This is a genomic window from Desulfopila sp. IMCC35006, from assembly GCF_005116645.1.
Lineage (GTDB): Bacteria > Desulfobacterota > Desulfobulbia > Desulfobulbales > Desulfocapsaceae > Desulforhopalus_A.
In genome coordinates, this window is the sequence record NZ_SWCM01000010.1 from 106,235 (window position 1) to 125,534 (window position 19,300).

General features: G+C 50.8%; 17 protein-coding genes. 11 read left to right on the top strand and 6 right to left on the bottom strand.

What is annotated here, in order from left to right; all coding sequences use genetic code 11:
* Positions 1-33: 33 nt before the first annotated feature.
* On the bottom strand, positions 34-2,634 hold the full coding sequence (bamA, locus tag FCL47_RS16555) for an outer membrane protein assembly factor BamA (protein WP_240744271.1): 2,601 nt from the start codon (positions 2,632-2,634) through the stop codon (positions 34-36).
* A 10-nt stretch (positions 2,635-2,644) separates the two neighbouring features.
* On the opposite strand from bamA, the gene FCL47_RS16560 reads away from it, so the two are divergent.
* The 3 genes from FCL47_RS16560 (at position 2,645) to dnaA (ending at position 5,930) form a co-directional block, all read left to right on the top strand.
* Positions 2,645-2,914, top strand: a complete 270-nt coding sequence (locus FCL47_RS16560; protein WP_136814645.1) for a hypothetical protein — start codon at positions 2,645-2,647, stop codon at positions 2,912-2,914.
* 193 nt (positions 2,915-3,107) lie between these two features.
* Positions 3,108-3,869, top strand: coding sequence for a ComF family protein (locus tag FCL47_RS16565; RefSeq protein ID WP_136814646.1), 762 nt, complete (start codon positions 3,108-3,110; stop codon positions 3,867-3,869).
* 723 nt (positions 3,870-4,592) lie between these two features.
* Positions 4,593-5,930, top strand: a complete 1,338-nt coding sequence (gene dnaA / locus FCL47_RS16570; RefSeq protein WP_136814647.1) for a chromosomal replication initiator protein DnaA — start codon at positions 4,593-4,595, stop codon at positions 5,928-5,930.
* 174 nt (positions 5,931-6,104) lie between these two features.
* On the opposite strand, the gene hemG is transcribed toward dnaA, so the two are convergent.
* Both hemG and FCL47_RS16580 read right to left on the bottom strand, forming a co-directional pair.
* Positions 6,105-7,514, bottom strand: a complete 1,410-nt coding sequence (hemG, locus tag FCL47_RS16575) for a protoporphyrinogen oxidase (RefSeq protein WP_136814648.1) — start codon at positions 7,512-7,514, stop codon at positions 6,105-6,107.
* A complete protein-coding gene (locus tag FCL47_RS16580; RefSeq protein ID WP_167496535.1) occupies positions 7,511-8,194 on the bottom strand; it encodes a metallophosphoesterase in 684 nt (227 codons plus the stop codon). Before FCL47_RS16580 ends, hemG begins: the two co-directional genes overlap by 4 nt.
* A gap of 256 nt (positions 8,195-8,450) precedes the next feature.
* On the opposite strand from FCL47_RS16580, the gene htpG reads away from it, so the two are divergent.
* The 4 genes from htpG to FCL47_RS16600 all read left to right on the top strand — a co-directional run bounded on the left by htpG (position 8,451) and on the right by FCL47_RS16600 (position 12,200).
* Positions 8,451-10,331: a molecular chaperone HtpG gene (gene htpG, locus FCL47_RS16585; protein WP_136814650.1), complete on the top strand. Its 1,881-nt coding sequence runs from the start codon at positions 8,451-8,453 to the stop codon at positions 10,329-10,331.
* Between the two features lie 222 nt (positions 10,332-10,553).
* On the top strand, positions 10,554-10,955 hold the full coding sequence (locus FCL47_RS16590) for a hypothetical protein (RefSeq protein ID WP_136814651.1): 402 nt from the start codon (positions 10,554-10,556) through the stop codon (positions 10,953-10,955).
* The gene (locus FCL47_RS16595; RefSeq protein WP_240744272.1) at positions 10,955-11,599 is read left to right on the top strand and encodes a protein-L-isoaspartate(D-aspartate) O-methyltransferase; all 645 of its coding nucleotides are present in this window, start codon (positions 10,955-10,957) and stop codon (positions 11,597-11,599) included. The genes FCL47_RS16590 and FCL47_RS16595 overlap by 1 nt, the downstream gene beginning before the upstream one ends.
* Positions 11,583-12,200 carry a YqaA family protein gene (locus FCL47_RS16600; protein WP_240744273.1) on the top strand — a complete coding sequence of 206 codons (618 nt, stop codon included), beginning with the start codon at positions 11,583-11,585 and terminating at the stop codon, positions 12,198-12,200. Before FCL47_RS16595 ends, FCL47_RS16600 begins: the two co-directional genes overlap by 17 nt.
* Before the next feature lie 16 nt (positions 12,201-12,216).
* Here the strand turns inward: FCL47_RS16600 and yaaA are convergent, their stop codons facing one another.
* Positions 12,217-12,990: a peroxide stress protein YaaA gene (yaaA, locus tag FCL47_RS16605; RefSeq protein WP_136814652.1), complete on the bottom strand. Its 774-nt coding sequence runs from the start codon at positions 12,988-12,990 to the stop codon at positions 12,217-12,219.
* Positions 12,991-13,132: 142 nt separating this feature from the next.
* Between yaaA and FCL47_RS16610 the strand changes: the two genes are divergently transcribed.
* Together FCL47_RS16610 and FCL47_RS16615 are read left to right on the top strand one after the other, a co-directional pair.
* A complete protein-coding gene (locus tag FCL47_RS16610) occupies positions 13,133-13,561 on the top strand; it encodes a hypothetical protein (protein WP_136814653.1) in 429 nt (142 codons plus the stop codon).
* Positions 13,562-13,907: 346 nt separating this feature from the next.
* The gene (locus FCL47_RS16615; protein WP_136814654.1) at positions 13,908-14,906 is read left to right on the top strand and encodes a diguanylate cyclase domain-containing protein; all 999 of its coding nucleotides are present in this window, start codon (positions 13,908-13,910) and stop codon (positions 14,904-14,906) included.
* A gap of 19 nt (positions 14,907-14,925) precedes the next feature.
* Here FCL47_RS16615 and FCL47_RS16620 read toward each other — a convergent pair whose 3' ends face one another.
* Both FCL47_RS16620 and FCL47_RS16625 read right to left on the bottom strand, forming a co-directional pair.
* A complete protein-coding gene (locus FCL47_RS16620; protein WP_136814655.1) occupies positions 14,926-16,308 on the bottom strand; it encodes a PFL family protein in 1,383 nt (460 codons plus the stop codon).
* A gap of 60 nt (positions 16,309-16,368) precedes the next feature.
* Positions 16,369-16,929, bottom strand: a complete 561-nt coding sequence (locus FCL47_RS16625) for a glycine cleavage system protein R (protein ID WP_136814656.1) — start codon at positions 16,927-16,929, stop codon at positions 16,369-16,371.
* Between the two features lie 329 nt (positions 16,930-17,258).
* Here FCL47_RS16625 and FCL47_RS16630 point away from each other — a divergent pair, with 329 nt between their 5' ends.
* A complete protein-coding gene (locus tag FCL47_RS16630) occupies positions 17,259-18,299 on the top strand; it encodes a 3'-5' exoribonuclease YhaM family protein (protein WP_167496536.1) in 1,041 nt (346 codons plus the stop codon).
* A 22-nt stretch (positions 18,300-18,321) separates the two neighbouring features.
* The gene (holB, locus tag FCL47_RS16635) at positions 18,322-19,287 is read left to right on the top strand and encodes a DNA polymerase III subunit delta' (protein ID WP_136814658.1); all 966 of its coding nucleotides are present in this window, start codon (positions 18,322-18,324) and stop codon (positions 19,285-19,287) included.
* Positions 19,288-19,300: the final 13 nt, after the last annotated feature.

The window sequence follows — 19,300 nt, forward strand, 5'->3', positions numbered from 1 at the left end:
AAATGGTATTAGCCACAGAGGCGCATGCAGAGATCAGAATGTCCCCCCGACGCTGAAATCCCATACCGAGGTGTCTTCGTCATCGACGGGATCAAGGTTGTAGCCCCAGACCACGGTGAGAGGCCCCATTGGTGACAGCCATTTTATCCCAAGCCCAACGGCCTTTTTAAAGTTGTCAGTGGCATTGGCCCAGTCCTGATTATCGTCTAAAACCTGCCCTGCATCAAAGAATACCAGGCCATTGAGTCCCTGGGTCTGCAGCAGGGGGAAAATAACCTCCGAATTGGTGTACCACATTTTGTCACCGCCAACACGGTCATACCCACCCGCACTATTCGCCTCGACTGGACTGATCTTGGCGTATTCAAAGCCGCGCACCGAACTCAGCCCGCCCAGATAGAACCGTTCATACACCGGCAGCTTGTCGGTTTTGTTCTCAAACACCTGGCCGGCCGAAAATTCCTGATGAAAAACGGTTTTCAAGAACATCGGGAAATACCAGCCGGATGAGGCCTCGAATTTGGTGAACTGGGCATCCCCGCCGAGTGGGCCTCCGGCATATTTGACACTCAGCACATTCCTGGAGCCTTCAGAGGCGTTGTAAAGATTGTTCCGGGTGTCCCGGACGAAGGAAAACTTCAGCGCGCTGGTTGTATGCAGGTCAACTGAATTGCGGATAATGTATGAGGCGGTGTCCAAAACGTCAGTCAAGTCGGTGTTGGTGAAGCTATAGTTGCCGTAGAGCTTCCATTTGCCAAAAATTGGATAGCCGATACGAATACCACCGCCCTTGGAGTCCTTGGTGTAGTTATCGTACTCACGCTGGGTGCTGAACAGGTCCAGCCCCCAGGAGAGCGCCGAATCGTTGAGATGCGGGTTCGTATAGCCCAGGTTGTACCTCGAACTGCTGCTGCCGAGATTGCCGCTCAGCGACAGGGTGTCACCGCGGCCCAGAAAGTTGTTTTCGGAGATCTGTCCCATGAGAATGAGATTGTCGGCGGAGCTGAAGCCTGCACCAATACTGAAGTTGCCGGTGCTTTTTTCCTTTACCTCAACGATAACATTCATCCGGTCGGGGTCAAGGGATGGCTCGGGGATGATATTTACCTCTTCAAAGTAAGAGAGCCGCTGCAGGGCCTGGGTCGACTCGCGCAGGGCCTTTGAGTCGAACACGCCACCTTCGGCAATGAGCAGCTCCCGGCGGATGACGTTGTCCCTCGTCCGGGTGTTGCCCCTGATGGAAATCCGGTCGATATAGACCAGATTGTTCTTACTGATATCGAAAGTGACATCCATTATATTTTCGCTCCCGGCCTTCTTGATAATCGGCCGGATGTTGGCGAAGGCGAAACCGGCTTCAGCATAGTAGTCGGTTATTTTGAGAATATCGTCGCGGACGGCCTGTCTGCTCATATATTCACCGGTCTTAATAGTCAGCAGGGCCAACAGAGGTTCTTTGCCTTTCAGCAGATCGCCGGTAAAATCGATAGTCCCGACTTTGTAACGCGGACCTTCCTCGACAATGAATTTGACATAGAGCCATTCCTTGTCCTGTCTGATTTCCGGTTCGGCGATTTTCGCGTCAAGAAATCCGTTGTCGTTATAGAAGGCGACAATCCGCCCTGCATCCTGCTGCACCTTGTTCATGTCGAGCAGGCCACCTTCAGTCAACCATGACAAAAACCATTTGGTTGAGGTTTCGATTTGCTTTAGGAGTTCCTTCTGAGTAAAGGTCTTATTACCCTCAACGGTAATCTCCTTGATGTACATTTTCACCCCTTCGTCAATGACGAACTGGACAACGGCACCCTGTTTGTCGGGGTAGGTGATTTTGGCGGTCACCTTGCTGTTATAGAACCCCTTGGTCTTGTACAGCTGGCGGATAGCTTCTTCGGCGACGGTAATCTTGGCCGGGTTGAGGATAAAATGTTCTTTGATGTTGGCCGCTGCTTTGACATCATCTTCTTTCAGCTCATCTATTCCTTCAAAGAGTACCGATTTTATGACCGGTTTTTCGATAATTCTGAAGATAACTTTTTTGCCCTTTTGGGTATCGCTGACATCGATCTGGACATCATTGAAATAGCCCATCGCATAGATTTCTTTCAGGTCGTTTCTAAGAGAAGCCTGGTCGTACGGATCCCCTGGCTTGGTCTTTATTTTTCTGAGAATTGCTCCGGAATCGATGTTCTTGTTTCCCTCTGGAGCGATAGAGGCGATACGGAAATCCCTGTCGTTGTATCCCGCTATTTCAGCGACAATTTTCCTGAACGCTTCCTGCAAGCCATCAGGGGAGTCAGTTGTCTGGGAATAGTAGGTGGGACTGTTCGGCGCGAGAAGATCAAAGAGTTTAATGTCGATGCTGATCTGGCTGCCGATAAGCGTAAGATTGCCCGTGCCCAGGTTTTCGGAATCGGTCTTTGCCGCTATATCCTGCATAACTTTAACCGGAGGCGGCCAGCTGCCCCGGTAATTGGCCATCTTTTCCGACTCGATACGTGGCAGAAAGGTGATGCCGGACTCGGCGAGGGCTGCCTGAAGGTCGCTGTCCGCTTTTGCGGTAAGACTCGTGCTTTCACCAGGGCTATTGACCTTTAACGGTAAAAATGTGGTTTTGGCCTTGCTCGCCCACACTGGAGAGACCGTGAAAGCGACGAAAATCAACAGAGCAAGGCAGGAAAGAGGTGCGAGTCTTGCCGGAAATTGGAAGAAAACCTTCCTGAATGAAATCATAGAAACCTTCCTGATAGCGATGCTGCGGCAAAATATTTTTTACCTGCCCATCGCACATATTGAGTTATTAGTACCTCGCAATGTATTTTCTTGTTTCTTGGCAAGAAAACACATTGTCCCCCAAGGGACTTATCCTGGCTTTTTTTTCGATTGCCGGGGTTGGGCAATTATTCGTTCATGAGATGTGCTGCAAAAAAATAAGCGAAAAGCGAGCACATTATGCCATGTTTCATCGCAATTGCAAAGGATCCAAACGAGCAGAGAAGAAAATTTTCAGAAATAAGAGGTACAATGAGATCGAGTGGATTTGCTGTGCTCTCTGAGATGAGGATGAAGACAAAGAAAATTCGTTTGCCAGAATAAAAGGAAAAGGAATGTGGCTGACCAGATTTGCCGGAAGTTGTATGGACATCATTCTGCCACCAGGCTGTTCGGGGTGCGGCGTGAGGCTGCCCGTGTCCGGGCCAGCTAGATTTTGCAAGCGGTGCGCTTCGGGAATTCATTATCTGACCCCACCTGTTTGCCGCGTCTGCGGTATTGAAATCTCTGGTGTATCCGGTGCCGGACACGACCCTTTATGCGGCGAATGTCTGAGAAATCCACCGCCGTACACGATGGCCAGGTCGGTTGTACGATACGAGCCGCAGGTCAAATGGCTGGTCCATAAGTTAAAGTATGGCGGTGAGTTCTCAATTATACCTGGATTAGTTGCCGTGATTGGCGACTATGATTTGGCTGAGTATGCCTTTGTTGACTATGTGCTGGTGGTTCCTTTGCATATTCGACGACTGCGCCATCGGGGGTTTAATCAGGCTGCTGTTCTGGCCAGGTTGTTTTTTGCTGAGCGTCCCAGTATTATCAAGGCGGATTGGTTGTTCAGGACCAGAAATACGGTGCCGCAGACAGAACTCGACCGAAATGCGCGGAGAAGAAATTTGCAGGGCGCATTTCAGGTCAAGGCGACCGCTGACGTAGCCGGCAGCCGAATTTGTCTTGTCGATGACGTCTTTACTACCGGTACTACCGTGACAGAATGCAGCAAGGTCATAATGGCCAGCGGTGCCGCGGAAGTAAGGGTGCTGACTCTGGCCAGGGCTGGCGTGCCACACAGTGGCAGACTCAGAGGGATGCAATAATTTTTTACCGGTTTAACAATATTTTTATCATCGCTAAACCTCCGCTGAATGTGGAGATAAAATGACCTTTGCCGGGACGCGCTAAACCCATCCCTGAGGGCTTGACCGCAGCCATTCAGGCTGCGGAACACCAGGGCAAAGGTCACTGCATATCCCTCTGAACCTTCTCTGCTGAACTTCTGAAGTCGCCAAAAAAATATTCTCGGCTGAAAGCCGCGACTTATCGCGATTGCTAGAGTGGAGTAGTTGAAAAATTGAGCAATATTGAATAAATCATCATAAAATGAAGTAATATTGAGTTGAAAAATTATATGTAACTGTTGATAACTTTGTTGATAAAGCCCTAAGGGTGCTAGATGTCGCCAAAAAAATGAGATTAAATGCAATGCTCAGAAATACAGGCATCGCAGCCTGCTGCTGCCGTGGATTCCGCTAAAACAAAGGGGTTCCGACAGGTGTGGATAATCGACAGCCGTCCCCGCAAAATATCTGAAAATCGTCTTTGACCAAAAATTTGAATTAGAGTTTATTTCCTCACATAAATTTCACATCGGGTTATTCACAACTCGGTGATTCTTTTCAATTGGTTGTCATAGCTGAAGATTATTCAATTACGGTATGTAGATATGCTGGGGTCTGGGTGTGGTTGTCGTTTTTTGCCCCGGAAACATATCTTATTGGCATTTTAAACTATTGAAGTAAATAAGGGTGAAGGTTTCTTTTATGGTCTGGGCGAAAATTAAAGAGAGTCTCAAGGAATCTCTTGCAGATAATATTTTTCAGCTCTGGATAGAGCCGTTACAGTTTGAACAGTTACAGGGGAATCGACTCTATCTTTCAGGTCCGGATAGATATTTCAGTGCATATGTCAAACAGAATTTTGCATCGGTAATAGCGGACAAATTACAGGAAAACGGACTGCATGCAACGCAGCTTGTTTTTTGTGAGAAGAGCCGGGAATGCCTTCCGGTTACTTCGACGGGTAAACCCGTGTCCGGAAGCCAGATGCGTCTCCCCCATGTTCCGGAAAACAATTCAAAATTCCGGGCGCTCCATCCGCGTTATACGTTTGATGAGTTCATGGTCGGAGAGTGCAATATTCTTGCCGAATCCGCCTGCAGGTCGATGGTTGCCAAGGATGGACTGGTTGGTCCCTGTCTCTATATTAATAGTGGCACCGGCCTGGGCAAGAGCCATCTGACGCATGCCGTGGCGCATCAGGTATTTTCCGAATCGCCGATGACCCGGCTGCACTACCTGACAGCCAAACAGTTCGCGGCGGAGATGGTTCGTGGTATCCAGACCCGGACCATGGATGATTTCAAACGCAAATACCAGGATAACTGTGATATTCTGTTGGTGGAGGATGTGCATTCTCTTACCGGCAAGAAAAAAACGCAGGAGGAGCTGAACGATATCCTCGATACCCTCATTAAATCAGGCAAGAGAGTGATTCTGACCTCCAAGAATACCCCTGATGATCTGGTTGGGATTGACAGCGAGTTTCGGTCGAGGATGACTTCCGGGCTGGTTACCACCATGAAGGCACCGGATGTTATGACCCGTTTTAGAATCGTCAAGAAGAAAGCCCTGCAGCAGAATCTGTATCTCGATGAGGATTTAGTGGGCTACCTGGCAAATCATATCCGCGGCGATGTCCGCAAGATCGAATCAGCACTGATCGCCGTTCGCGCCAAGGCAAGACTGGCCGGGGGGCAGGTCGATATGGATCTGGTCCGGGAGGTGGTGGCTTCGGTCGTCGGAGTCAATCAGATACTTACCGCAGCGATGATCTGTGACCTGGTGAGTGGCCAGTTTAATGTCTCCGTCAAAGAGCTGCAGTCAAAATCAAGAAAAAAGGTCATCACCACCCCACGGCAGATTGCCATGTACCTGGCCCGTAAATACACTGAGGAATCCCTGGTTGACATCGGTAAGATATTTAATCGTGATCACTCGACAGTGCTGCACTCAATCAAAGTGGTCTCCGATAAACTGGTCCGGGACGGTTCTGTTAATGCCCAGTTGGAGATTCTCAGTAATAAGGTCAAACAACTCTGATGGCGTCGTAAAAAGCTCGATCTCCTTCGTTGTACCCCAAGGGCACTTCCTTAAGGGCGTATTTTTTGGGCTGGTTTCCGACATATTGCTTGTATAGTCGGAAGCCGGCCCAAAACACTACGCCTCGTATATCAAACTTCTTACCGCGCCATTCTCATGTAGGGTACATTTTTTCTAGAAGTAAATGCCTTTAATCTCTGCACCGGATTGCCCGGCGCGGGATGAAGAAAGTACCGCCATGGCTGCACGGCTGGCGTGTTTCATCATATCGTTGAGTCCTATTCCTTCCCAGCCAAACCCGACAATGTGTAACCCGGAATGGGCGGCAAGAAATCTTTTGCGCCATTGCAGCAGTTGCGGATAGTTTTTCTCCAGTTGCGGGATACCGCCATGGGAACGCAAAATTGTAGTATAGGTAGGTTCTTTGGTGATGTTGAGGATCTGCCGAACATCCTCCAAGGCTTTTTGGGTCAGGGTTGCATCGTCAAGCTTCAGCCTCTCCGGGTGCCGTCTCCCGCCGACCAGGGTTTCAAAGACCAGATGACCGGCCGGGGCACGGCCGGGGAACATATTCGAGGAAAAGAGCGAGCCAAGGGTAAAGCGCTGCTCCTGTTCCGGTGTCAGATAGCCAAAACCGGGAGGGAGTCTGACGCTGTCGTCAAAACCAAAGACTACTGTTGCGATCCAGGTCTCGGGGATAGCTTTCTCCGGCAGAGCTGCATCCATGGCTCCAAGCAGCTGCAGAGCGGCATTGACCGGCAGGGCAAAAATGACCTGCCTGGCGCGGAACATGCCCTGCGACGTGTGTACCTGCCAGCCGGTTCCGTCGGCTTGTACCGCCAAAATCTCAGTATTGAGGTGGAGATCCTCGCCGGCGGTAAGCGGCTCTGTCAGTCTTTCCGGTAAACGCTGCATGCCCGCCGGAAAACTGGTCATGGCCGGCATCGTGAAGGGGACCTTCTTTGCCCCTTTTTCCCGGCGTTTTTTTTGACGTAATGTCGCAAAAAGACCGCGGAGGACCGAGCCATATTCTCTTTCCAGGGCACGAACGCCCGGCATGACGCTGTCGATGGTCAATCGGTCGAAGTCTCCGGCATATGTCCCGGTATAGACGGCGTCGACAAAGGGCAGCAGAGCCGGGCCAAAGCGGTGGTTTATCCATTTGGCAACTGTGGGTTCGCCGGTCAAAACCGGTTGCCACAATTCGGCCAACACGCGCAGTTTGGCCTGCCAGGGAATAAGAGGAGCCTTGAGAATCTTGCCGGGAGTCTGGGGGATGAGGTTGAGTCTGCCGTGCAGGTAGACATATCTGACGAAATCGATGAGCGGCGCTTTGACACATTCCCGGTCAAGCCCCGTTTCTGCCAGGATCTGTTTACTTTCCGGGCAGTTGTCTAAGAATCCATGGGGGCCGATTTCGGTGATGTAGCCCTGGTCCCGATGGGTGCGGATAACGCCGCCGGTGTGGCCGCTTTTTTCCAGAATGCAGAATCGGTGGCGGGGATCGTTGTGTCGCAGGGTGTGGGCAGCGGCAAGTCCGGAAAGGCCTCCGCCTAAAATAAGCGTTTGATAGTGGTTATTCATGAAAGAGTAATTGTCAGTTGAGATTGCTGTATATTAATATGTATCCAGCCGCCCTGTCGCAGCATGCCGTGGTTGTAAACAGGGGTTTTGCCGATCATATCGTGGCCCTTTGCTTCATGGATATGGCCGGTGATGCAGAGCTCCGGCTGGTATTGTTCAATGATAGTGCGGATAGCTTTTGAGCCCACATGCCTGCCGTTGCGCAAGGTGTCAACCCTGGTATTGAATGGGGGCACATGGGAGAGCAGGATCTGCGGAATTTTCCTCTTATGCAGGGGCTGGGCCAGAGAAACATAGTCGAGGCCCTGGCGAAAGGCACGATCGGCAAGATGCAGCAGTTCTTTCTCCGGCATTTCAGATGGAGTATGAAACGGAGTAAAATTGGAGCCTCCAACACCGATCAGGCAAACCTCTCCCTGCACCAGCCGGGCCTGGCCGTGCAGGTTGATTGCCAGTTTTTCGAGATATTCATTTACCTCTGTTTTATCAAGGTTGCCGAACTGGGCCAGCACCCTGGGGTTGATTCGCATGATATCGTCGAGAACCTTTTTGACTTCGGCGGCCCCACCATAGTTGGTCAGATCTCCATTCAGGAGTAGCAGGTCGGCGTCTTTAATACCGGGAATTACTGCCGCTGCCGCTGTTGCCATATGTATGTCGCCAAAGGCTATTATTTGCATAGGCCTGTACTCGGTTAAATGGATTGAGATGTCAACCTGGCAGCCCCTCCAATACTCTTGACAGAGAACCATCGATGCTTACCATTTTCGCCGACTTTCTCTAAAAAATCAACGGAAAGGCCCCCTTAAGCGGGACAAAGGCCTTGACTAGATAATCTTCCGGCTCTTCTTTGTCGAGCGACTTGTGGTCAAATGGCAGCAAATGCCGGAAAAATTATTTCTAAGTTATCAAGTACAACATTACGTGAGGTAAAACATGACTGATCAAAAAGCAACCTATGAATTCAAAGCAGAAACGAAGAAACTTCTCGATATTGTCATCAACTCTCTGTACACCGAGCGCGACGTCTTCGTTCGGGAGCTGATCTCCAATGCGGCCGATGCCCTGGAAAAATTTCGCCATGCGAGTATCACCGAAACGGAGGTCTTTGATGACCACCTGCCCCTTGAAATTACCATTGAGCTGGATGAAAAAAAGAACACCCTGACTATTACCGATACCGGCATCGGTATGACTAAAAGTGAACTCGAGCATAATCTGGGTACCATTGCCCATTCCGGATCCAACACCTATCTCGCTGAGCTTGTTGAAGCCGCTAAAAAAGATGTCAGTCTCATCGGCCAGTTCGGTGTAGGTTTCTATTCGGCGTTTATGGCCGGCAAGACAGTCAGGGTGCAGACCAGATCCTGGGATAAGAGTGAGGGTCATGAATGGATGTCCGACGGAACCGGTTCGTTTACCATCAGCGAAATGGCTGGGCTGCATCGAGGCACCAAAGTTATTGTCGAACTGAAAGACGAAGCCAAGGACTATGCCCAGAAGTGGAAAATAAATTCGATCATCAAGCAATATTCGGCCTTTGTTTCCTTTCCCATCAAGCTGGAAGGTGAGACGGTCAATACCGTTCAGGCGCTGTGGACGAAAAACAAGAATGATGTCAAAGACGAAGAGTATAATGATTTTTATAAGTTCATCGGTAACGCGGCAACCGATCCGATGTATCGACTGCATTTTTCAGCAGATGCACCTCTGGCCATCAATGCGCTGCTCTTTGTTCCCGCGGAAAATTTTGAGGTTTTTGGCTTTGGTAAGGTCGATCCGGGCGTCAATCTCTATTGCCAACGCATTCTCATCGATCAACACTCGAAAAATATCCTGCCCGAGTGGCTGCGCTTTTTAAAAGGAGTGGTCGACAGTGAGGATCTGCCGCTCAATATCTCCAGGCAGGCTCTGCAGGATAATTCTCTGGTCGCCAAATTACGCAGGGTCATTACCAAAAGGTTTCTCAAGTATCTTGATGAGGAAGCGACGAGAGAGCCGGAGCAATATTTGAAATTCTGGTCGACGTTTGGCATTTACCTGAAAGAAGGGGCCACTTCCGACTATGAATATCAAAAAGAAATCGGCAAACTGCTTCGCTTCGAATCGTCTAAATCTGCCGACGGCACCCCCGTTTCCCTGGCTGACTACGTCCTGCGGATGCATCCGGACCAGGAAGAAATCTACTATATCAATGGTCCCAACAGGGCAGCAATCGAGGCCGGTCCCTATGTGGAGATGTTTACCAAAAAAGATATCGAAATCGTCTACACTATGGAGCCGATCGATGATTTTGTGCTGAGCCATCTGGGTGAGTTTGACGGCAAAAAACTGGTTTCCGCCGATCGCGCCGATCTCTCCATAGCAAAAGATGAAGAGGAAGCGAAAGAAGAGGGCAGCGCGGAAGAAAATACCCCGCTGGATAAAGACGCCCTGGCTGAATTGACCAAATGGATGCAGCAGGTCCTTGAAAAGACCGTCTCCGAAGTCGTGGTCTCCAAGCGGCTGGTCGATGCCCCGGCCATGATTGTGAATCCCGATGGTCACATGAGCTCGACGATGGAACGCATCCTCGCCGCCGGCAGAAAAGAGCATGGAATCCCCGGCATGGAAAGCTCGAAAAAGAAGCTGGAGATCAATGCCAAAAATCCACTTATCCAGAAACTGGCAGATCTGCATACCAAAGATGCCACCTTTGCCGCAGAAGTGGCGAAACAAATTCATGATAATGCCATGATTCAGGCCGGTCTTGTCGTCGATCCTCTGGAGATGGTGGAGAGAAATTATAAGATCCTTAATCGGGTGGTGCTGAATTGATTGCTTCTACGAGCATAGAAACCAATTCCGGCTTTTGTAGCGTTTACCGGGATTAGTCCCGCTCACCCCCACTCTCACGAGCTCCATGCCTTCATTTTGATGTTGGTGTGGAGCTTTATGGCCTCTCCCGGCACGCCTCCCCGACTTAATCGTTGAAAAATAGAGCCTCACAGGCTATAAGGTTACGAGGATTTAACAACAAGTGATTCTTCGGAGAATTATATGGTTTTAAAGATAAATTTTCGGCTGCTGATCATTATGGCTGTCGCTGTTATGCTTGGCACAATGAGTGGCTGCTATAGTACGCCGGTCCGTCATCTCGCCTCGGATGTGTCTCTGCTTAAGACGGGCGAGTCCACTGCGGAAGATGTGCTGATCTTTCTGGGGCCCCCTGATGAACAACAGGATATGGGCGGGGGCGTGGAAAAGTGGCTCTACCGGGACAAAGAAATGTCTTTTTTACAGAAGACCCCGCTTTTAGGCAAACATATGGGCTCACCGCTGTATCGAAAGGTTGTCGTGACAATCACCAAAAATATTGTCTCCGATGTGACCTATAGCGCCTCCGACAAGGACGATCTTAACTGGGCTGATGACTTTTCCTGGCAAGAGAAGAAAAAGTGATGGCTCAGTACGGTACCGGGCGAGAGCGGATGGTTCAGGAACAGCTCCGGAACCGTGATATAACAGATGAACGAATCCTGGCGGCAATGCTTGAAGTGCCCCGGCATCTCTTTGTCGATGACGCCCTGCGCGGCCGGGCCTACGGCGATCACCCCCTGCCGATTGGCGCAGGACAGACCATTTCACAGCCTTACATCGTCGCCTACATGACCCAGGCCCTCCAGTTGACCGGGATGGAAAAGGTTCTCGAAATAGGTACCGGCAGTGGGTATCAGGCGGCAATCCTCTCCCGTTTGTGTGGCCAGGTTTACACGGTGGAGCGAATCAACTCCCTGCTGGCCGGAGCCAGAAAAACCTTTGATCAGCTGCGGTATTATAATATCAGATCGAAACTCGATGACGGCACCATTGGCTGGCCGGAAAACGGCCCTTATGACGCCATTATTGTCACAGCCGGCGGGCCTTCGATTCCGGAACCCTTGCTGGAGCAGCTGGCCGATCCTGGTCGATTGATTATGCCGGTTGGCAATCAGCATGTACAAGATCTGCAGTTAGTTGAAAAAAGAGAAGGACAGGTGGCGGTGGAAACTCTTGCCAGTGTCCGTTTTGTTGATCTGGTGGGAGAACATGGCTGGAGCAAATGAGGTGATACGATCAGCTGGTATGGTGCGCAGGCTCTATGACCAATGCATGGCATGGATCGGCGGGCGGTACGGTGAGTGGATATTGTTTCTGATCGCCTTTGTTGAATCTTCTTTTTTTCCAATCCCTCCCGATGTTTTTCTTATTGCCATGTGCGTGGCGATACCTGCCAGGTCTTTTCGGTATGCGGCAATTTGCTCAATTGGTTCCGTTCTCGGCGGGGCCTTTGGTTATGGTCTCGGCTACTGGTTTATGGACGGCATTGGCATGTCGATCATTGACTGGTACGGACTGACGGCCAGGTATGATGTGGTCCAGCAGTATTTCAAGCAATATGATGTCTGGATAGTCGGAACGGCTGGTTTTACCCCTATTCCGTATAAACTTTTCACCATCACCGCCGGCTTTGTCCAGTCTAATTTTTTGACCTTTATGCTGGTGTCGCTTGTAGCCCGCTCGGCCAGGTTTTTTCTGGTTGCCGGACTCATCTGGAAATTCGGCCCGCAGATCAGAAATTTTATTAACCGTTATTTTAATATTCTGTCCATTGCCTTTGTTGCCCTCCTGGCTGCAGGTTTTATCCTGATCAAGGTTTTTCTCTAGCGGGCAGTTCTCGTCCTCAGCATACCTCTTCTTTGACAAACAGCCATTCCTTCGCGGTAGAATCCCTGTCAGCAAAACAGTAGTTGTCGCCGGTAAATTCTTTGAGGCCGGCGGCGGTGTCGATTTGCTCACTGATGGCGAAATGGATCATAAGGCCCCGGGCTCTTTTGGCATGAATGGGGATAATCCGCAGCTGACCTTGGTGCATTTGCTTGAAGATGATAGTAACCATCTCTCCCAGAAGCTTTTTTTGGTCTATCGCCGCAGAATATTCTTTTGAAGCCAGATTGACCAGCACCCTGTCACTTTTTTGCGCCAGGTCCTGATTGACGATGTCGGTCAGCGTTTCGCGCCAGAACTGATATAAATTCTCGGCGTTCCCTGTCACCAATCGACAGCCCATTTCCAGTCTATACGGCTGCATGAGATCCAGCGGCCGCAGCAGCCCATAGAGGCCGGAGAGGATGAAAAGATGCTGCTGCGCATAAAGTAACTGCTCTTTTGTGTAGTTCTTCGCATCGATCATCCTGTAGGCGTCACCCTGAAAAGTAAACAGGGCCTGGGTGGAATTTTTCGTAGAAAACGGCTGACTAAAATTACTGATCATCCGGTAGGTTGACTCGGTGAGCCGGGCACTGGTCTGCATGAGGTGGGAGAGTTTTTTTCTATCCAGCAATTTAAGCTGGTTTATAAGTAATTTGGTCTTTTGTTGCAGCAGGGGAAGGGTGTATGTATCGTCGGTTCGTCCATTAAATTGCTGGGTCTTTGACGGGGAAGCGATAATCAGCATGAATTTTCCTGGGAGAGGCAGCCAAAGTTACGGAAAAAAAATTATTGTTGCTGTACCTTATACTATTTGGATGATCTTGACAATTTTCGGCTTGTAGTGGATTGGAAGACGGGTTTATTTAAGGCAAAAAGGAGGCAGAAAAATGACCGACGAGAAGGCTGCTGTACAGGAAATCGAATCTTTCCTGCAGAGCTGGCAGGGAGACAAGCAACCCATGCGTGAATGGTTCCGGCAGTTTTATCAGCAAGTATCCCAAATGGAGGGAGTAGGCTTGACATTTGTTGCCAGGCCGGGCGTCAGCTATTCGATACGACCGGTGCATGTCAACCAGGCAGTCAGAGATAAGTTTGCCATAGTCGATGTCATCGATGACGATCCGAATGAGCGGTGGTTGTCGGTTTGCTTCTATGAGGATATGATAACTGATCCGGACGGGCGGGGGGAGATTATCCCGGGCGGCTTGTCCGGCAGTGATGGCTATTGTTTTGATATGTATAATAACGATGAAGAGCTCGGCCACTATCTCCTTGCCCGACTGCAGGAGGCGGCAACCGCGGCAGCGGCTGGCTGACAGCTTGTTCTTGATCCGGCTCTTTCCCAGGCGCAGGGAAGTGGGAAGCAAGCCGGTTCAATTTGAAGTCCTTGCAGGGTGACAGTATCGTGAGACAGATTGTTTTCTTGAAAAAGAACGAAAAGAATCGGTAAGGTCCCTCATCCCGCCCAAAAGCTTTGCGGGACTGTTCAGTACTCGCTTGACGGGTGCTTTGTTCAGTTCCCGTGCTGTGCGGGGATACGTTCCTTCACGAAATAATCCCGCCCAAAAGCTTTGCGGGATAAGTTCCTTCACGAAATAATAGCCTTGTACAAAACACAAGGCTGTTATTTCTAAGTCACTAAAAGACGATGGGGGGTAATCCATGCAGAAAACACCGATTTTGTTAATCGATGATCAGAAAGAGAATGTATTGACCCTCGAATCCCTGCTGGCTAACCCTGATCTGCACATCGTCCGGGCCGAGTCCGGTGACGAAGCCCTGAGCAGAATACTGGAATATCCTTTTGCCCTTATTCTGATCGATGTGCAGATGCCGGGAATGGAAAAGTATGAGATCGCCGAGCAGCTGCGCAGCCGTTCTCAGTCGAGTTCGGTTCCGCTGCTCTTTATCACTGCCGCCCGGTTGGACCGGGAGCATATGTTCAAAGGGTATGAGCTTGGCGTAGTGGATTATATTTTCAAGCCCCTGGAACCGCAGATCCTGACTAGAAAAGTGACCTTGTTTCTGGAGCTGCACCGTCAGCGGCAGCAGCTCAGCGAAAAGACCCGGGAGCTGGATGCCAAAATTCTTGAGCTGGAAGTTTTGTATAAAGAGTTTGAAGAAAGAAATGCCGAGCTGGAGCGCCTGTCTTCTCTCGATGGCCTGACCGGATTGTTTAACCGGCGATATTTTGATGATAATCTTGTCAAGGAGTGGAAGCAGGCCGTGCGCAATAACACTGAACTCTCTTTACTCATCGTCGATATCGATTATTTCAAGAATTATAACGATTATTATGGCCACCTTGCAGGAGACGACTGTCTGCGGAAGGTGGCCCAGTCGCTGTATGAGGCGTTAATGCGGCCGTCTGACATCATTGCCCGGTATGGCGGAGAGGAATTTACGGCGATTCTGCCCAATACCGGCAGCGGGGGAGCGGCAAGGGTTGCCCGGCGCATGATGGAGAGCGTGGCTCAGCTGGCAATCGAGCACCAGGCGTCCCCGGTGGCCGACACGGTCACCGTCAGTATTGGCGCCGCTTCAAGTTTTTCCGATGGCAAACTGTCCGCGACCTCCCTGCTCGGCCGTGCCGATAAGGCCCTGTATGAGGCCAAGAAGAATGGTCGCAATTGTTTTCGCATGACAGCAGCAAAAGCTTAAAATCGCTCCGGCAACACCATCAGTTTTTGAAGCTGTGAATCGGTGCCGGCATTCTGCCGCCCCAGGCAATAAACCTGCTGGACTTGCCGATGTTTCGGATCGGCATGATGGGGCTGGCCCCAAAAAGGCCGCCAAAGCTGACAGAGTCACCCACCTCTTTGCCCGGCACCGGGATGAGGCGGGCAGCGGTGGTTTTGGCGTTGATTAAGCCAAGGGCCATTTCATCGGCAATGATTGCTGAGATGGTGTCGGCATCGACGGAGCCAGGAATGGCAATCATGTCCAGCCCCACCGAGCAGACGCAGGTCATCGCTTCAAGTTTTTCCAGGCAGAGCGAACCGTCACCCACAGCTTCTGCCAGCATGGCGTCCTCCATTACCGGGATAAAGGCACCGCTCAGTCCACCCACTGTCTTACTGGCAAAGATGCCGCCCTTTTTCACCGCGTCGTTTAACATGGCCAGAATTGCGGTGGTGCCGGGGGCGCCGATGGCATCGACGCCGAGAATTTTGAAAATTTCCCCAACACTGTCGCCAACTGTCGGCGTGGGAGCCAGGGAGAGATCAACCACCCCGAATTCAATGCCCAGTGATTTGGAGACGGCGCGACCGATAAGCTCGCCGCAGCGGGTGACCCGGAAGGTGGTCTGTTTAATCTCTTCCGCCAGCTCGTCCAGGCGCAGGGTGCCGGGTTCCGGATGTTTTTCAATGAGCCGCTCCAGGGCCCGGGCGATGACTCCCGGTCCACTGACGCCGACATTGAGCACCGCATCGGCTTCTTCAAGGCCATGAATGGCACCGGCCATGAACGGGTTGTCGCCGGGCTGGTTACAGAAAACGACGAACTTTGCCGCCGCGAAACCACCCTGGTCGGCGGTTATTTCGGCCAGATCTTTGATGGTTTTGCCCATCATTGCCAGCGCGTCCATATTGATGCCTTTCTGGGTGGAGCCAATATTTATCGAGGAACAGACTCGTTCCGTTCGGGCAAGGGCTTCCGGGATGGAAGCAATAAATTCGAGGTCGGTATTGGTCATCCCTTTTTCTACCTGGGCAGAAAAGCCGCCGAGGATGTCAACCCCAACATCTTTTGCCGCCTGGTCCAGGGTTTGGGCTATTCTGACAAAATCTTCGCGAAAAAAACCGGCCCCGACAAAGGCGATGGGGGTCACCGCGATGCGCTTATTGACCACCGGGATGCCGTATTTTTTGCTTATTGTATCGCAGGTGGCCACAAAATTCCCGGCATAGTCGATTATCCTGCTGTGTATTTTTTTACATGTTTGTTCGACATCGCCCCCCCGGCAGTCGAGCAGGCTGATGCCCATTGTTACCGTGCGGACATCGAGATTTTCTTTTTGAATCATCTCGACGGTGGCAAGGATCTGATCGGAACGTAGCATGGCTATAGTTTCTCCTGTCCGGCACCAGTTCAATGGTGCAGAACTAAATTGATGGTTTTTTCAGTGCAGGGCTATCTCGTTGGTTACCTGAAATATGTCGTTATGCTGCATCATGATGGTGAGTCCGCTTTGCTGGGAGTATTCTTCAAGTTCCTGCTGGAGCTTTGCGAGCGAGGAGATGCAGTGTTTCAAATCCAGCTGCAGGGCCATGGTATACTGGCCGTCCCGCAGCGTGGTTGCCAGATCGAAGATGTTGATATTGTGAGTAAAACAGAACAGACTGATGCCGTGGACGATGCCGCTTTTATTGGGACCCTGGACGGTCAGAATGTATGTCTCTTCCGGTGGTCCCGCCTCCTCTTCCAGCTGGCTGGGGCTCAGTTCTTTGATTGACACCTCAAATTTGCAGCTGGTTTTGATATGGGAAATTGCGGCGAGGAGGTCTTCTTTGGTTACTTCCGGCTCAAAAGAGGCACTCAGAATCATCGTCAGATAACCGCGGAGGACTGTCTGGTTCAAATCGGCGACATCTCCACCCAGTCGGTAGATGGCGCCGGTAATATCGGAAATTATTCCCGGTCTGTCTTTGGACATGACCGAGATGATCATCTCTTTTCTCATTTACTTTACTCCTGCGGACAATGGGGTTAGTTTTTAAAGGAGACGCTGCAGGGAGGAATACCGTGAAATACGACGTTCTGGCCGACAGCGAAATCTGCCATTATTGCATTGATTGGTAAAATCAGCAAGTAGCAAAATGCTTATAATATGAGGAACAAAGGCGGGTGTTGGTGTTCGTAGAGTGAATTTATGAGTGTTTTTGGGCTATTCCTTGTATACTTTCACCCTTTTTATGAATGTTTAACTGCCCAGTGGATCAGGTACTGTTTGTGTCAGCGAGGCAGACGCAAATTGCTTGTTCTCTGATGAGTATACTCTACGGGAAGAGAATGATGGAGAAGAATGTATTTGTTGAAGGACTGAAGGAGGGTGACCGTTTCGATGATCTCTTCCTCATTAAAAACGTCAAACAGGGAGAGACGCGGGCGGGCAAGCCGTATCTGGTGCTGACCGTTATGGATAAAAGCGGGGAAGTGTCCGGGCCGGTCTGGGATAATGTAGCGGCGCTGCAGAAGATCTGTGTGGCGGGAGAAGTAGTGCAGCTTGCCGGCCTGGTGCAATCGTATCGTGACACCCTGCAGCTGCGTATTGAGGGCGTGTCCCCGATTTCTCAGCAGGAAATAGATCTGGTTCATTTTTACCCCGTTTCGCCGAAAAACATCGAACAGATGGCGGGCGAACTCCAGCAGCTTGTGCAGGGTGTCAGCAATCCCTTTTTAAAAAAGCTTCTCACCTATTTTTTTAAAAAAAGTGACTGCTGGCTGCCTTTTCAGGAGGCCCCCGCTGCAAAAGGGATTCACCACGCGTATATCGGCGGCCTGCTTGAACATTCCCTGTCGGTGGCGAAGGTTGCCGATTTTCTGGCCGACCACTATGCCGGTGTCGATCGGTCGCTGCTCATGGCCGGAGCCCTGCTCCATGATATCGGCAAGCTGCAGGAACTGAAGATGGAGAGCGGTGTGGTGGAATACACCGTTTGCGGCAGGCTGAAGGGACATCTCGTTATCGGCAGCGAAATGGTGGCCGAGGCAGCCGGGAAAATCCGCGATTTTCCCGAAGAACTGCTGGAACAGCTGCAGCATTTGATTCTCAGTCATCATGGCCGGCAGGAGTTTGGTTCGCCCACCGTGCCGATGACGGTAGAGGCGTTTATGCTCAGTTTTCTTGATGACCTGGATGCAAAAATGAACATCACCGAGCAACTGAGACGAAAAATGGGCAACATGGCAATGAGTTGGACCGATTATCAGCGCAGTCTTGAAAGATATCTTTATCTTGGAGGCTTTGCCGAAAATACAGAGAAGCAAAGCAAAGAGGTGGAAAGCGAAAAAACGCCGCCGATCAACAGTCGACAGCCTTCGCTTTTCTGATGATTGTATCAGGATCAAAAGCATGATGGATACCTCTTCTCTCTGTTTCACCCAGCTTTTAGGGCAGGAAAAAGCCAAGCGACTGCTGCGTCGTTCTCTGGCGGCTGGGCGAATTCCCCACGCCTATATTTTCAAGGGTCCTGAAGGGGTGGGCAAAAAAATGTTTGCCAGGGGCGTGGCTGCTGCTCTCAATTGTCGAGACGTAAACGTGGTCGGAGCCTGTGGCCTGTGTTCATCCTGTAAGAAATTCCGTACCTTGAACCATCCTGACTTCATGGTGGTCAGGCCGGAAAAGGGTGTGATAAAAATCGACCAGATCCGACGGCTGACCAGAGAACTCAGTTACCCGCCCTATGAGTCGGCACTGCGGGTTGTGGTCATAGAAGATGTCCAGGCCATGCGCCGGGAAGCCGCGAACAGTCTCTTGAAAACCCTGGAGGAACCGCCGGAGAACAATCTGCTGATCCTGACCGCCGAGGCGTCCCAGGAGATTCTTCCGACCCTGACTTCAAGATGCCAGGTTATACCATTTAGCCAACTGAGTATTGACGATACGACGACGATTCTGGTCTCCCGCGGTATGGATCGGGAGACGGCAGTGCTTCTGGCCAGGCTTGCTGAAGGGAGCCCTGGCAGGGCTTTGCTTTTTCAGAAAACCGACATGATCGTTTTGTGGCGAAAGATCGTGGCTTTTTTATCTGATCCGGCGATAGATGCCGACCGCGATGTTGGTCTGCTGCTCAGTCATGCAGAGAATATGGCCGCCCTGAAAGACGAGTTGCCGGCACTGCTTGGCCTGCTTAAAATCTGGGTGCGGGATCTGCTTATGGGAGAGGAGCGGCAGAATGCTGTTGTGCCTCTTTTGAAGAAATGGAATGCATCGGAACTCCTGGCCAGGCTGCAGGCTCTTGATCGGGCGGGAAGGGAACTTGCCCGAAATTGTAACAGAAATCTCATTTGTGAGGTTCTTTTATTCAAATTACAGTGATTCCATGGCATAA

Coding starts and splice junctions, on each gene's coding strand:
- FCL47_RS16565 (WP_136814646.1), top strand. CDS start 3,108: ATGTGGCTGACCAGATTTGCCGGAAGTTGTATGGACATCATTCTGCCA.
- dnaA (WP_136814647.1), top strand. CDS start 4,593: ATGGTCTGGGCGAAAATTAAAGAGAGTCTCAAGGAATCTCTTGCAGAT.
- hemG (WP_136814648.1), bottom strand. CDS start 7,514: ATGAATAACCACTATCAAACGCTTATTTTAGGCGGAGGCCTTTCCGGA.
- FCL47_RS16580 (WP_167496535.1), bottom strand. CDS start 8,194: ATGCAAATAATAGCCTTTGGCGACATACATATGGCAACAGCGGCAGCG.
- htpG (WP_136814650.1), top strand. CDS start 8,451: ATGACTGATCAAAAAGCAACCTATGAATTCAAAGCAGAAACGAAGAAA.
- FCL47_RS16590 (WP_136814651.1), top strand. CDS start 10,554: ATGGTTTTAAAGATAAATTTTCGGCTGCTGATCATTATGGCTGTCGCT.
- FCL47_RS16595 (WP_240744272.1), top strand. CDS start 10,955: ATGGCTCAGTACGGTACCGGGCGAGAGCGGATGGTTCAGGAACAGCTC.
- FCL47_RS16600 (WP_240744273.1), top strand. CDS start 11,583: ATGGCTGGAGCAAATGAGGTGATACGATCAGCTGGTATGGTGCGCAGG.
- yaaA (WP_136814652.1), bottom strand. CDS start 12,990: ATGCTGATTATCGCTTCCCCGTCAAAGACCCAGCAATTTAATGGACGA.
- FCL47_RS16610 (WP_136814653.1), top strand. CDS start 13,133: ATGACCGACGAGAAGGCTGCTGTACAGGAAATCGAATCTTTCCTGCAG.
- FCL47_RS16615 (WP_136814654.1), top strand. CDS start 13,908: ATGCAGAAAACACCGATTTTGTTAATCGATGATCAGAAAGAGAATGTA.
- FCL47_RS16620 (WP_136814655.1), bottom strand. CDS start 16,308: ATGCTACGTTCCGATCAGATCCTTGCCACCGTCGAGATGATTCAAAAA.
- FCL47_RS16625 (WP_136814656.1), bottom strand. CDS start 16,929: ATGAGAAAAGAGATGATCATCTCGGTCATGTCCAAAGACAGACCGGGA.
- FCL47_RS16630 (WP_167496536.1), top strand. CDS start 17,259: ATGATGGAGAAGAATGTATTTGTTGAAGGACTGAAGGAGGGTGACCGT.
- holB (WP_136814658.1), top strand. CDS start 18,322: ATGATGGATACCTCTTCTCTCTGTTTCACCCAGCTTTTAGGGCAGGAA.